The organism is Pseudomonas sp. ERMR1:02 (assembly GCF_002277815.1).
Lineage (GTDB): Bacteria > Pseudomonadota > Gammaproteobacteria > Pseudomonadales > Pseudomonadaceae > Aquipseudomonas.
Map to the genome: position 1 here is coordinate 165,802 of NZ_NKJI01000001.1, position 13,384 is coordinate 179,185.

Sequence of the window (13,384 nt, forward strand, 5' to 3'; positions counted from 1 at the left end):
TTGCTCCTGAAGATTCAATGCTTAACAGACCATGTTCCGGGCAGAATGTCGCTATTTAATTGGCCCATGAACCGAAGCCCATGGCTGACGTCTAACGGCCACTATTGATCAGGAGTTACATGATGAACTTTCGTCTGCTGGGTTTGGCCATTACGCTGGGTTTGGCACTTCCTGTGGCTGCTCAGGCGCAGATGCTTCAACCAGGTTTGTGGGAATTGACTACCAGCAACATGAAGGTCGATGAACAGAACCTGCCGGATCTGCAACTGATCCTCGGTCAAATACAAAGCCAGATGACCCCTGAGCAGCGTGCGCAGCTGGAAAAACAGGGCATCACTATGGGCGGTAAAGGGATTCGCGCATGCCTGACACCAGAGCAGGTCAAGACCGACGATATTCCGCTGACGGACCCGCAATCGGGCTGCAAGCAGCAAATCACCGATCGCACCGGTAACCAGTGGAAATTCCGCTTCAGTTGTCCGAAAGCGCAGGGCGCGGGCGTGGCCACTTTCCTCAGTGACCGTGAGTTCACCACCAAGGTCAACGGCACGTTCAATGCCACTGGCATTCAGCAGAAGGGCAGCCTCGAGAGTCGCGCCGTGTGGTTGGGGCAGGATTGCGGCACAGTTAAGCCAAGAGCTTAAAAGCTTCGCGGGCAAGCCAGCTCCTACGGTCTCACGTATCTGTAGGAGCCGGCTTGCTGGCGAATGCCACAACGCGGTCCACCTGACCCAACCAATCACACACCGCCTCAACCCCCATCCTGCCGAAATCCTCCCCGCAGCGACTGCGGACACTTACAAACTCGCCAGCCTGTTCCTTCTCACCGACCACCACCAGGTACGGCACCGTCTGACTGTGATGACGAATCTTGTGACGGACTTTCTCGTTACGCAGATCCGCGAGGGCGCGCACGCCATTGCGGCGAAGGCGCTCAGTGACCGCGTGTGCATAGGTCGTCTGACGGTCATCCATGCTTACGACGACCACTTGGGGTGGCAGGCGCGACTGCTGCAGTTCCTGATGGCTGGACCAACACGTACCGTAGATGCGTTGTTGCAAGGTCCCGCTGATGTGATCGAGGGCAAATGCCTGCAGCACCCTGGTCGTGGGGACATGGGGGCCAGTCGTCAAATACTCGGTGTCCCCCAGGCGATACAGCGACTGATTGTCGGCAGGCGTTAACGAGGAATCCTTCTGGTGCCGTATTGAATGGTTGGTCGCCGCCAGCGATTGCATGCGAGTTTCGATCAGGGGCAGATCAGTCGCGGTCAGAGGGCGCTCGACTGCAAACTCGCAATAGAACCCGTCACCCAGTGCCGAGCTCGTTCGCAATTGCGCATGGGCGTGGAGTTGCTTGACCGCCATAGCCAGCATCAGCGAACAGGAGCGACGCAGGATCTCAAGTCCGTCGGGTTCTTGCGGGGTCACGATGTTGACCCTTGCACTGGACCTGATCATGAACTCGCAGTCCACCAACACGCCGTCCACGCGACCCGCTACCGCTGCGTTGGCCAGCCCGGGACCAATACTCGCGGCAACCTCATGTACGGAAAGCGGTTGATCGTATTCACGCATAGAACCATCGGGCAGGGTGATCTGGATCATGGTTATTGTTCTCCAATGCATCGATCACACGCGCTAGCGCATAAACATTAGAGGTAAACGCTCGTCGTTGCCATGTAGACGTTTGTCGTGGCACGTCTTCAAAAATCTACGAGGCTCGGATCAAGGCTTGCTCAAAGCGTCGTACAGGGTATTGAGGTTGTATTCGAACAACCCGGTGAACGTACTCGCTGCTAATCAGCTGCCGGGAAAGCGCCGCCGAACAGGGCCACGTCGAGGAATAAGGCACCGCGATTTTTAGTTCCACGTGGAACATTGCGTTTTTAAAGCGCGCTTCGATGCTGACGGGATAAGTTTTCCAGCCGGCCAATGGACTTATCAGCGCCGGCCTTTTTAGTTTTCAGGGCATTACGCATCGCATCACTCACCTGCACGAGGGCCTCCAGCATCGGGCCCTTTGTGATTGTGGGCAAGAGAGGATGGCTGTATTGTGTTGTTATACCATAACATAAGCTAAAGCCCGACCATTTGACCGGGCACCCGGTGAGGAATATATGATGCCAAAACGCCTTCCTGTTACTGTCCTGTCAGGCTTTCTTGGTGCGGGAAAAAGTACACTTCTTAATTACATACTACGTAATCGTAATAATCTGCGGGTTGCTGTCATCGTCAACGATATGAGTGAAATCAACATCGACGGCAGTGAAGTCCAGCGCGATGTCAGCCTCAATCGAGCAGAAGAAAAACTCGTGGAAATGAGCAATGGCTGCATCTGCTGCACTCTGCGCGAGGACCTGCTGGAGGAAGTGAGCAAGCTTGCCCAGGATGGTCGATTTGATTATTTATTGATCGAATCCACGGGTATTTCCGAACCGTTACCAGTGGCGGAGACGTTTACTTTTCGCGACGAAAATGGTCAGAGCCTCACCGACATCGCCCGGCTCGACACCATGGTGACCGTAGTCGACGGCATGAATTTCCTGCTCGACTACCAAGCTGCCGAGAGCCTTGCTTCCCGTGGCGAAACACTCGGCGAGGAGGACGAACGCGCGATCACCGATCTGTTGATCGAGCAGATCGAATTCGCCGACGTCATCCTGATCAGCAAGATCGACTTGATCAGCAGCCGAGAACGTCAGGAGCTGATGGCGATCCTCCAGCGACTCAACGCACAGGCGGAAATCATTCCGATGGTCATGGGCGAAGTGCCGCTGGAGAAGATCCTCAACACCGGTCGCTTCAACTTCGAGAAAGCTGCGCAGGCTCCAGGCTGGTTGCAGGAATTGCGTGGCGAACAAGTACCGGAAACTGAAGAGTACGGCATCGCTTCAGGCGCCTATCGTGCGCGCCGACCCTTCCATCCGCAGCGTTTCTTCAACTTCATCGACCGTCCGTGGCCCAACGGCAAGCTGCTGCGCTCCAAGGGCTTTTTCTGGCTGGCGAGCAAACACATGGACGCCGGCAGCTGGTCTCAGGCCGGCGGGCTGATGCGTCATGGTTATGCCGGGCGCTGGTGGCGATTTGTGCCGAAGAATCAGTGGCCGCAGGACGAGGACAGCACCGCCGCCATTATAAAAAACTGGGCCGCTGATTCCGGGGATTGCCGCCAGGAACTGGTGTTCATCGGCCAGGACATCGATTTTGCGCAACTCATCGCCGAGTTAGATGCTTGCCTGCTGAACGATGATGAAATGGCATTGGGTGTAGAGGGCTGGCAATTGCTGCCGGATCCGTTCGGCCCCTGGTTTGATGAGGCCGCCTGATCTTCCGCGGGTTGACCTGGGGTCTCAGGGCTTGAGCCAGGTTCCCTGGCTCTGGGCTTCGCAGAACGGCTTCAGATACGCCGCATCCGTGGCAACGCCGTAATAGTGAATATCTTGCCGGTAAGGCATATTGGCGACTTGGGCGTTGCTGCATACGCCGAACGCTCCGCCGGGGCATTGGTCGACGTACTGCACTTCGACTTTCTGCCCGGCCAGGGTTGGCTGGCAGAAACCATCGGCGAACAGTTTTTCCGGGATGTTGCGGTTCTGCTGGCAGACTTTCACATCGAGCCGTTCCGCCTGGCTGTGGACGACGCAGGCCTGGGCCAGCGCCTCGCCGCACGCAAGCGTCAGCAGTAATGACCATCCCATCCACCGCATCCTTACCTCCTCAGAAACTTTGATCATGTTGCAGAACATTCCCACCCACGTCATCGCCGGTCCGTTAGGGGCTGGCAAGACCAGCCTGATCAAGCACTTGCTGGCCCAACGCCCGGACGGTGAACGCTGGGCGGTGTTGATCAACGAGTTCGGCCAGATCGGCATCGATGCCGCATTGCTGACCGCGATGCCGATGGTATCGCACTGGGTGAAGTGGCCGGGGGCTGTTTGTGTTGCGTCAACGGCGCGCCGTTTCAGATCGGGCTGGGCCGATTGCTGCGCAAGGCGCGGCCGGATCGCCTGTTCATCGAGCCGTCCGGGCTGGGGCATCCGGCGCAGTTGCTCAAGCAGCTGGGTGAAGCGCCGTGGCAAGGTGTACTGAGTGTACTGCCTTGCGTACTGGTGCTGGATGCCCAGGCGCTCGCCGCTGGCAAGGCACTACCGCAGGCGCAACAGCAAGCACTGGGTAGCGCTGGGCTGCTGCTGATGAACAAATCGGAAAACCTTGATGAGGTCGATCGCCAGCGCCTCGCCGCGCAATTGCCCGCTCGTCCGCTGTACTGGACGCAGCAGGCGGTGATGCCGTTAAGCGAATTACCCGGTCTTTTGGCTCAGGCGGTGGCAGGTGTGGATAACTTTGTGGTGCCCAAAAGACTGGCCCAGATGCCCGTGATCTGGACTGATCCGGCGCTGCCGATTTGTTTGAGTCAGGAACAGGAGGGCGGCTGGAGCATTGGCTGGCGCTGGCATCCGAGCCAGACATTCGATGTGACGCTGGTCAGTCAGTGGCTTGCGAGCCTTGCCTGGCTGCGCGCAAAGCTGGTTATCCACAGCGTCGAGGGTTGGGCGTCGGTGAATGCAGTGGATAACTCGGTGCTGGAATGGCAGCCGAGTGAGTGGCGGCAGGATTCGCGGATTGAACTGATTTTCAGTGAGGCGCAGGAGGTTGAAGCCCTACAAAGTGGTCTAGCTGACTGCCGGTCAGGTTAAAAAGATCCCAGCCTCATGGCCGCCACTTGTTGTGTTCCTGCCGCCAATGGCTCAACTCGATCACCTGGGCGCTGGGCTTGACCACGTCGACTACCGGAGGGGTGTCGTCGAACGGCATCGGGTAGGGCGCCAGTTCGATTTGCGCACTGTGGGCGCCGAACTGGGTGATGGTGCCGTTATGACGGGTTTCGCCAGTCACGGTGAATTCAAAGTTATACACACGGGCCAGGCGCCGCCGACCACGGGCATCCTTGATAAACGCGATTTTTTTAAACGCAACGTTACCATCCAGCAACTCGATGCCGACGTTGCTGCAATGTTGCTTGACCCGCTCAAGCGCACGTTCGCGCAACCCGTGGTTGTGCCACAGCCAGGCGCCCGCGGTAGCGAGTAGCATCAGCACGAAAATATTTCCTAGGGTCAGCATCAACAGGGCGCTCCAACAAGATAGTGTCAGCTTAACTGCGTCGCCGGTCTGTCGTATAGGCTGCGTTTAGTCGCATACTGCGCCGCTCGAATTTCAATCGTTTTACGGAAACTCACCGCATGAAACGTACACCCCATCTGCTCGCTATCCAGTCCCACGTGGTGTTCGGTCACGCTGGCAACAGTGCCGCGGTTTTCCCGATGCAGCGGGTCGGGGTGAATGTCTGGCCGCTCAACACCGTGCAATTTTCCAACCATACCCAGTACGGCCAGTGGGCCGGCGAGGTGTTGGCTCCGCATCAGATCCCTGATCTGGTGGAAGGTATCGCGGCAATTGGCGAGCTGGGTAATTGCGATGCGGTGTTGTCGGGTTACCTCGGTAGCGCGGCCCAGGGCCGGGCTATCCTCACGGGTGTTGCGCGGATCAAGTCGATGAATCCCAAAGCGCTGTACCTGTGTGACCCGGTGATGGGCCATCCGGAGAAGGGCTGCAGCGTGCCTGCGGAAGTCAGCGATTTCCTGCTTGAAGAGGCAGCCGCCGTGGCCGACTTCATGTGCCCGAATCAACTGGAGCTCGACAGCTTCTCGGGGCGCAAGCCGCAGTCGCTGTTCGATTGCCTGGCGATGGCGCGGGCGCTGCTGGCGCGTGGACCGAAAGCGGTGCTGATCAAGCATCTGGACTATCCAGGCAAAACACCGGACGTCTTCGAGATGTTGCTGGTGACGGCCGAGGGTAGTTGGCATCTGCAACGTCCGCTGCTGGCGTTTCCGCGTCAGCCGGTGGGCGTTGGCGACCTGACTTCCGGGCTGTTTCTGGCGCGCGTACTGCTGGGCGACAGCCTGGTGGCCGCTTTCGAATTCGCTGCGTCGGCGGTGCATGAGGTGTTGCTGGAAACCCAGGCCTGCGCCAGCTACGAGCTGGAGCTGGTGCGGGCGCAGGACCGGATCGCCCATCCTCGGGTGCGATTCGAGGCGACCTCGATCAGCCTTTAACAGCTTCGCGGGCAAGCCTCGCTCCTACAGTATTGAGTCGTTCGTATGTTATGTGTGCGACTCAATACTGTAGGAGCGAGGCTTGCCCGCGAAGGCGATCTACAGGCTGAATACGTCAGGCGTCGCCCTTGATTTCCTGATACCGCTTTTCCAGCTCCTGGCGAATTTGACGACGTTGCTGGGCCTGCATATAGCGGCGCTTGTCTTCGCTGTTTTCCGGTTGCAGTGGCGGTACCGGCGCGGGTTTACGCTGGTCATCCACCGCGACCATGGTGAAAAAGCAGCTATTGGTATGACGCACCGAGCGCTCGCGGATGTTCTCGGTCACCACCTTGATACCCACCTCCATTGAAGTGTTCCCGGTGTAGTTGACCGAAGCAAGAAAGGTCACAAGTTCGCCGACATGAATCGGCTCACGGAAAATCACCTGGTCCACCGACAGGGTCACCACGTAGCGACCGGCATAACGGCTGGCGCAAGCGTAAGCGACTTCGTCGAGGTACTTGAGCAGGGTACCGCCGTGAACATTGCCAGAGAAGTTGGCCATGTCGGGAGTCATCAATACTGTCATCGACAGTTGGGCGTTTCCGGGTTCCATAGCGTTCTCACGGATCAAGGCAAGGTTTGAGGGACGCACCTCTGCGGGTGCCTGCATGGTTTTTTCAAAACAACAGTTATCGGGACGCTGGGCGAGAAGCAGCCGTCACGCCGGATCGATCTGTTTCCATATATTGCACCGCCTTTCTGCTTTAAGTCGCGGTGTTACCCTGCCAAAGCCCGCTTAAGTTGGAAAATTCCTACACGGAAAGTTGATTTTTTACTTTGCTCGAACGGACGTTTCCCGCGTCTGGTGCTTGAGCATTGTCACCCAAGGAGCCCACACCATGCATGCCATCAGTTTCATTCAGGATCTGGCAGTGATCATGTTGGTCGCAGGCGTGGTGACCGTGCTTTTCCACCGCTTCAAACAGCCGGTGGTTCTGGGCTACATCGTGGCCGGTTTCATCATTGGCCCGCATACTCCGCCGTTCGGCCTGATTCACGATGAAGAAACCATCAAGACCCTGGCGGAACTCGGGGTGATTTTCCTGATGTTCTGCCTGGGCCTGGAATTCAGCCTGCGCAAGTTGTTCAAGGTAGGTGCCACGGCTTTTATCGCGGCGTTCCTGGAAATCGTGCTGATGATCTGGATTGGCTACGAAATCGGTCGCTGGTTCGACTGGAACACCATGGATTCGCTGTTTCTTGGCGCGATCCTGGCGATTTCTTCGACGACCATCATCGTCAAGGCGCTCAACGATCTGAAGATGAAAAACCAGCGCTTTGCGCAGCTGATTTTCGGTGTGTTGATTGTTGAAGACATCCTTGGCATCGGCATCATCGCCTTGCTGTCGAGCATCGCGGTCAGCGGTACGGTCAGCTCAGGCGAAGTGTTTTCCACGGTCGGCAAGCTCTCGCTGTTCATGATCGTCGCACTGGTGATCGGCATTTTGTTGGTGCCGCGATTGCTGGCCTACGTGGCCAGGTTCGAAAGCAACGAAATGCTACTGATTACAGTGCTGGGCCTGTGTTTTGGCTTCTGCCTGCTGGTGGTCAAGCTCGAATACAGCATGGTGCTCGGCGCGTTCCTGATTGGCGCGATCATGGCCGAATCCCGGCAGCTGCTGAAAATCGAGCGCCTGATCGAACCGGTTCGCGACTTGTTCAGTGCCATTTTCTTCGTGGCGATCGGGCTGATGCTCGATCCGATGATCCTGCTGCAATACGCCTGGCCCATCGCGGTGATCACGGTGGCGGTAGTGCTCGGCAAGATGCTGTCCTGCGGTCTCGGTGCCTTTATCGCGGGCAATGACGGACGCACCTCACTACGCGTCGGGATGGGTCTTTCGCAGATCGGCGAATTCTCTTTCATCATTGCTTCGTTGGGTATGACGCTGCAGGTCACCAGTAACTTCCTTTATCCGGTGGCCGTGGCTGTTTCGGTGATCACAACGCTGCTGACGCCGTATCTGATCCGTGCTGCCGATCCATTGTCGATCAAGTTATCCGCGGCGATGCCGCAACGTCTGGTCAGAGTGCTGGGGATGTATGGCGAATGGCTGCGCAGCATCCAGCCGCGGGGCGAAGGCGCATTGCTGGCGTCAATGATTCGGCGGATTTTGCTGCAAGTGGGGGTCAATCTGGCGCTGGTAATAGCGATTTTCTTCGCCGGGGCGTACTTCGCAGAACGCATCTCGGCCTACCTGCAAGACTGGATCAGCGACCCTGGTTGGCAGAAAGCGTTGATCTGGGGCGGGGCACTGCTGGTGTCGCTGCCGTTTTTGATTGCCGCCTATCGCAAGCTCAAGGCGCTGTCGATATTGCTGGCGGAAATGGGAGTGAAGCCGGAGATGGCCGGGCGCCACACGCAGCGATTGCGCCGGGTGATCTCCGAAGTGATCCCGATTCTCTCGCTGTTGGTGATTTTCCTGCTATTGGCAGCCTTGTCGGCCAGTATTCTGCCGACCAACAAGTTGCTGATGCTGATCGCCGTGGTGGCGGCCGCCGTGGCTGCGCTGCTGTGGCGCTGGTTCATCCGCGTCCACACGCGCATGCAGGTGGCTTTGCTCGATACCCTGGACAACCACAAGGATTCGCCAGGGTAGTGACCTGTAGCAGCTGCCGAAGGCTGCGTCCGGCTGCGCAACAGTCGTGATTCAGGCAATGAATTAGTTAGGTAAAACGCCGTCGTCAGGGCTAACGACTGCTGCGCAGCCGGACGCAGGCTGCGCCAGCTGCTACAGGGTGGGGATCGCGTTGATCAGCTTTCCAGCCAGACGTCCCGCGCCCAGTGCCAAACCGATTCCCACGTTTCTTCGGTTACCAGTTCTTCTTCGGCAGACCACAACACCACGGTGCCGTCTTCTTCGACGCAGTAGTAGTCGTCACCGTCCTGGCAGATCGGGATCAGGCTGCGATCGACACCGGCGTCCCAGGCGTTGGCAGCAACGTCTGGCAGGTAGGTGTGGGACTGCGGGTCGGTGACGGTCACCGGTTCCAGGCTACCGTAGACCACATCGCTGACGGTCAGCAAAAACTCTCTGAAGACGAATGGAATGTCGATGAACAGTTGTTCTTCGATTTCGACCAGCAGATCTTCGTCGGGCAATTCCAAGGGGACCGGTACCGGTTCGTTGGCTTCACGCAGTTGTTCAATGATTTCTTCCACGTCCGGGATCCTCTTGCTTGTATGGCGCGGTTTATATGGGGCGGTTTATACAGTAGCTCGCTATAGATGCAACCGCGAAATAGAAAACCCCGGCAAGCCGGGTTTTTATTACAGCGTGATAAGCGCGCAGGGTAATCAGCCGTTTTGGCGGATACCTGCCACCAACCAAGGCTGGTTTTCGCCTTGGGCACGTTCCATGTTCCAGCTTTCGCTGAACACTTCGCCCTGGTCGAAACGCGAGTTTTTCGACACGCCGCTGAAGGTCAGGGTGGCGATGGTCTTGTCGGCGCGGTCATCCACACCCTCCAGTTGTACATTGAGGTTATCAATGTAGGTGGACTGGAAACCGTCGCCCAGATCGGCACGTTCGCGCTTGAGGAACTCCAGCATCTGCGGGGTCACGAACTCGGAAATCTTATCCATTTCGTTGGCGTCCCAGTGCTGTTGCAGGGACTGGAAGTGATTGCGGGCCGCTTCGACGAAACTTGTTTCATTGAACCAGGCTGGCGCATTGATCACCGGACGTGCGGCAACGGGTGCAGCCGAACCACCGAAAACCGAACCCATGGCTGGCTTCTGTTCGAACGCTTCACGCTGCATCGGCGCGTGCCCGGCCGGAGTGTATTGCTCCTGCTGCTTGCGACGACGGGCGGCGATGAAACGGAAGATCAGGAACGCGATGACCGCCATGATCAGGATGTCGAAGATCTGCATACCCTGGAAGCCGCCGCCCATGAACATGGACGCCAGCAGACCACCGGCAGCGATACCGGCCAGAGGACCGAGCCAGCGCGAAGCACCGCCGGCCTTGGCAGCAGCGCCAGCGGCACCGGCAGCACCAGCGGTCGCCGCGGCGCCGCCCATGCCTGGAGAAGAAGGAGCCATTTGGCTGGTTTGGTGAGTCGGCGCAGCGCCGGCGCTTTTGCCACCACCGAAGCGCTTGGCGGCATTGACGTCGAGACTCATCGTCAGGCCGATGCACAACGCCATGGCGATGCTAAGAAAACGTTTCATAAAGGGAATTCCCATTTGTGGAAGGCACGCGCGCCATGTTGCACAGCTGAAGTGTTACTGGCTAGCGGCAGAGTGTTTCGGGCTTTTGCCTGACAGGTCGAGTTCAGCTTCAGTCAGCGCAATAAGGCCTGTTAACTTTGGTCTGTAGGATGAGTGGATAAGTTCTGTAGGAGAGATGCCTAGCGCCGAAGCACCAGCATGACGACTCCGGCAGTGATCAGACCAATACCGCCCCACTGGCGCAGTTCGAGCTTTTCGCCCAGCAGAATCACGCCGAGCACCGCTACCAATACCACGCTGAGTTTGTCCACCGGAGCGACCAGTGACGCCGGGCCGACTTTGAGTGCGCGGAAGTAGCAAATCCACGACGCACCGGTGGCCAGGCCAGACAACAGCAGGAACAGATAGCTTTTAGCGGAAATCGATCCTAATGCCTGATATTGGCCCGTCGCGTACAAAATCAAGGCCAGGCTGACCAGCACCACCACTGTTCGCAGCAGCGTGGCGAAATCTGAATTGACGTTTTCTATGCCAATCTTCGCGAAAATGGCGGTCAACGCCGCGAATGCAGCCGACAACAGCGCCCAGAATGTCCAGGAAGAAAAGAAGCCCGAGCCCATGGTGTCCATCCCTCAATCGACCACATTATCTTCGACACAACGCAGGTCCCCTGTGGGAGCGGGCTTGCTCGCGAAAGCAAAGTGTCAGGCGACATCTATAGTGACTGACATACCGCTTTCGCGAGCAAGCCCGCTCCCACATTAGATCTCTGGCGGCTGTTAGATCGCTTCCAGCTTGGCGTAACCCAGCATCAACCACTTGCTGCCTTCGCTGAAGTTAACCTGAACTCGAGCCTGTGCGCCTGCACCCTCAAAGTTCAGAATCACGCCATCACCGAAGATCGAGTGGCGTACAGTCTGGCCCAGGCTGAAACCGGTTTGCGGAATCTCGCTGCCGCTGAACAGGTTGCCGCCACTCATCGACTGGCCACCACCGAACGGACGGCTGACGCTGTTGGAAAGCCGCACTTCCTGAATCAGGCCTTTCGGCACTTCGCGCACGAAGCGCGAAACCTTGTTGTAGGTCTCGCTACCGTACAGGCGTCGGGTTTCAGCATAGGTCATCACTAGGTTCTGCATGGCCCGGGTGATGCCGACATAGGCGAGACGACGCTCTTCTTCAAGACGACCGGGCTCTTCCAGGCTCATCTTGTGCGGGAACAGGCCTTCTTCCATGCCCACGAGGAACACGTAGGGGAATTCCAGGCCCTTGGCGCTGTGCAGGGTCATCAGCTGAATGCTGTCTTCGTGCTCGTCGGCCTGGGTATCTCCAGCTTCCAGCGACGCATGACCGAGGAACGCCGCCAGCGGCGTCAGGTCCTCGTCTTCTTCGCTGTTTTCGAAGTTGCGCGCGGCGCTGACCAATTCCTCAAGGTTTTCTACCCGGGCCTGGCCTTTTTCGCCTTTTTCCGCTTGGTGGTAAGCAATAAGCCCTGACTGCTCGATGACGGTTTGGGTCATCAGGTGCAGTGGCATTTCCATACACTTGGCGGCGAGGTTTTCGATCAGTTCGATGAAGGCGCCGAGCGCGCCGGCTGCACGACCGGTAAGGCCCTTGTTCGCTACCAGCAGGCGCATCGCTTCCCACATCGACACATCGCTGTGACGCGCATGGTCGCGAATCGCCTCGACGGTTTTTTCGCCAATGCCACGGGCCGGCACGTTGATCACCCGTTCCAGCGCGGCATCGTTGCCACGGCCTTCGAGCAGGCGCAGGTAGGCCATGGCGTTCTTGATTTCGGCCCGTTCGAAGAAGCGCTGGCCACCGTAGATGCGGTACGGGATGCGTTCACGCAGCAGGGCTTCTTCCAAAACGCGCGATTGGGCGTTGGAGCGGTACAAAATTGCGATATCGCTGCGGGCCAGACCGGTTTTCAGCGCGCTTTCGATGGTTTCGACAACGTAGCGGGCTTCATCGTGTTCGTTGAACGCGGCGTACAGATTGATTGCTTCGCCATCGCCGCCGTCGGTCCACAGCTCTTTGCCCATGCGGCCGGTGTTGTTGGCGATCAAGGCATTGGCGGCTTTCAGGATGCCGGCGGTGGAACGGTAGTTCTGCTCCAGGCGAATGATCTCGGCATCCGGGAAATCGTCGGAATACTGGTAGATGTTCTCGATTTTCGCGCCACGCCAGCCGTAGATTGACTGGTCGTCATCGCCCACCACCATCAGACTGTCACCGCCCTTCGCCAGCAGGCGCAACCAGGCGTACTGCACGGCGTTGGTGTCCTGGAACTCGTCCACCAGGATGTGCCGGAAGCGCTTCTGGTAATGCGCCAGCAGCCCCGGGTGATCGCGCCACAGGTCGAGGGCGCGTAGCAGCAGTTCGGAGAAGTCGATAACGCCGGCGCGCAAGCACGCGGCCTCGTAGGCTTCATAAATACTGCGCATGGTGGCCAGGAACAGATCGCCGCTGGCTTGAATGTGTTGCGGGCGCAGACCTTCGTCTTTCTGCCCGTTAATGAACCATTGGGCCTGACGGGCCGGCCACCGTTGCTCGTCCAGTCCGAGCTCGCGGATCACCCGCTTGACCAGCCGCTGCTGGTCGTCGCTGTCGAGAATCTGGAAGGTCTGGCTCAATCCGGCTTCCTGCCAGTGCGCCCGCAACAAGCGGTGCGCCAGGCCGTGGAAGGTGCCGACCCACATGCCGGCCGGGTTGATACCCATCAACTGCTCGATGCGATGGCGCATCTCGGCAGCGGCCTTGTTGGTGAAGGTCACCGACAGGATGGAGTGGGGCGACGCGTTTTCGACCTGGATCAACCAGGCGATACGGTGCACCAGCACTCGGGTTTTACCGGAACCAGCACCGGCCAGGACCAACTGACGACCCACGGAGGCTGCTACGGCCTGGCGTTGGGCATCGTTGAGGGAGTTCAGCAGAAGGGAGAGATCATCGCGCATCGGGGCATTCTAGGGGGAGGGGCCACACCGGGCAAACCCCGCTTTGCTTTAGCCGATGAAAGATGCGTGCGGGACGACCG

Annotated in this window: 12 protein-coding genes and 3 pseudogenes; 5 read left to right on the forward strand and 10 right to left on the reverse strand. The window is 58.2% G+C overall.

Annotated features, from left to right (window positions below):
• Positions 1–14: 14 nt before the first annotated feature.
• Positions 15–95, reverse strand: a pseudogene (locus CES87_RS34110) (CRISPR-associated DxTHG motif protein); the annotation flags it as partial.
• 27 nt (positions 96–122) lie between these two features.
• On the opposite strand from CES87_RS34110, the gene CES87_RS00790 reads away from it, so the two are divergent.
• Entirely contained in the window at positions 123–644 is a 522-nt protein-coding gene (locus tag CES87_RS00790; RefSeq protein ID WP_128604992.1) for a DUF3617 domain-containing protein, read from the forward strand.
• Positions 645–675: 31 nt separating this feature from the next.
• Here the strand turns inward: CES87_RS00790 and CES87_RS00795 are convergent, their stop codons facing one another.
• Both CES87_RS00795 and CES87_RS00800 read right to left on the reverse strand, forming a co-directional pair.
• Complete coding sequence (locus tag CES87_RS00795; RefSeq protein ID WP_128604549.1) at positions 676–1,608, reverse strand: His/Gly/Thr/Pro-type tRNA ligase C-terminal domain-containing protein; 933 nt, start codon at positions 1,606–1,608, stop codon at positions 676–678.
• Between the two features lie 148 nt (positions 1,609–1,756).
• Positions 1,757–1,963: pseudogene (locus CES87_RS00800) on the reverse strand (GTP cyclohydrolase, FolE2/MptA family); the annotation flags it as partial.
• 160 nt (positions 1,964–2,123) lie between these two features.
• On the opposite strand from CES87_RS00800, the gene zigA reads away from it, so the two are divergent.
• Positions 2,124–3,329, forward strand: a complete 1,206-nt coding sequence (gene zigA / locus CES87_RS00805) for a zinc metallochaperone GTPase ZigA (RefSeq protein ID WP_128604550.1) — start codon at positions 2,124–2,126, stop codon at positions 3,327–3,329.
• Positions 3,330–3,353: 24 nt separating this feature from the next.
• On the opposite strand, the gene CES87_RS00810 is transcribed toward zigA, so the two are convergent.
• Positions 3,354–3,710, reverse strand: a complete 357-nt coding sequence (locus tag CES87_RS00810; protein ID WP_128604551.1) for an NADH:ubiquinone oxidoreductase — start codon at positions 3,708–3,710, stop codon at positions 3,354–3,356.
• 25 nt (positions 3,711–3,735) lie between these two features.
• On the opposite strand from CES87_RS00810, the pseudogene CES87_RS00815 reads away from it, so the two are divergent.
• Positions 3,736–4,700 (forward strand): annotated as a pseudogene (locus CES87_RS00815) (GTP-binding protein).
• 13 nt (positions 4,701–4,713) lie between these two features.
• On the opposite strand, the gene CES87_RS00820 reads toward CES87_RS00815, so the two are convergent.
• The gene (locus tag CES87_RS00820; RefSeq protein ID WP_128604552.1) at positions 4,714–5,127 is read right to left on the reverse strand and encodes a DUF3301 domain-containing protein; all 414 of its coding nucleotides are present in this window, start codon (positions 5,125–5,127) and stop codon (positions 4,714–4,716) included.
• 119 nt (positions 5,128–5,246) lie between these two features.
• On the opposite strand from CES87_RS00820, the gene pdxY reads away from it, so the two are divergent.
• The gene (gene pdxY / locus CES87_RS00825; RefSeq protein WP_128604553.1) at positions 5,247–6,119 is read left to right on the forward strand and encodes a pyridoxal kinase PdxY; all 873 of its coding nucleotides are present in this window, start codon (positions 5,247–5,249) and stop codon (positions 6,117–6,119) included.
• Positions 6,120–6,234: 115 nt separating this feature from the next.
• Here pdxY and CES87_RS00830 read toward each other — a convergent pair whose 3' ends face one another.
• Positions 6,235–6,717, reverse strand: a complete 483-nt coding sequence (locus CES87_RS00830) for an acyl-CoA thioesterase (protein ID WP_008064551.1) — start codon at positions 6,715–6,717, stop codon at positions 6,235–6,237.
• Positions 6,718–7,003: 286 nt separating this feature from the next.
• Here CES87_RS00830 and CES87_RS00835 point away from each other — a divergent pair, with 286 nt between their 5' ends.
• Entirely contained in the window at positions 7,004–8,764 is a 1,761-nt protein-coding gene (locus tag CES87_RS00835) for a cation:proton antiporter (RefSeq protein WP_128604554.1), read from the forward strand.
• A 155-nt stretch (positions 8,765–8,919) separates the two neighbouring features.
• Here the strand turns inward: CES87_RS00835 and CES87_RS00840 are convergent, their stop codons facing one another.
• The 4 genes from CES87_RS00840 to uvrD form a co-directional block, all read right to left on the reverse strand.
• Positions 8,920–9,327 (reverse strand): SMI1/KNR4 family protein, encoded by a 408-nt coding sequence (locus tag CES87_RS00840; RefSeq protein WP_014720555.1) that lies wholly within the window; start codon positions 9,325–9,327, stop codon positions 8,920–8,922.
• Positions 9,328–9,462: 135 nt separating this feature from the next.
• Positions 9,463–10,341: a Tim44 domain-containing protein gene (locus CES87_RS00845; RefSeq protein WP_128604555.1), complete on the reverse strand. Its 879-nt coding sequence runs from the start codon at positions 10,339–10,341 to the stop codon at positions 9,463–9,465.
• A 179-nt stretch (positions 10,342–10,520) separates the two neighbouring features.
• Positions 10,521–10,961: an EamA family transporter gene (locus CES87_RS00850; protein ID WP_128604556.1), complete on the reverse strand. Its 441-nt coding sequence runs from the start codon at positions 10,959–10,961 to the stop codon at positions 10,521–10,523.
• Between the two features lie 159 nt (positions 10,962–11,120).
• The gene (gene uvrD / locus CES87_RS00860; RefSeq protein ID WP_128604557.1) at positions 11,121–13,304 is read right to left on the reverse strand and encodes a DNA helicase II; all 2,184 of its coding nucleotides are present in this window, start codon (positions 13,302–13,304) and stop codon (positions 11,121–11,123) included.
• Positions 13,305–13,384: the final 80 nt, after the last annotated feature.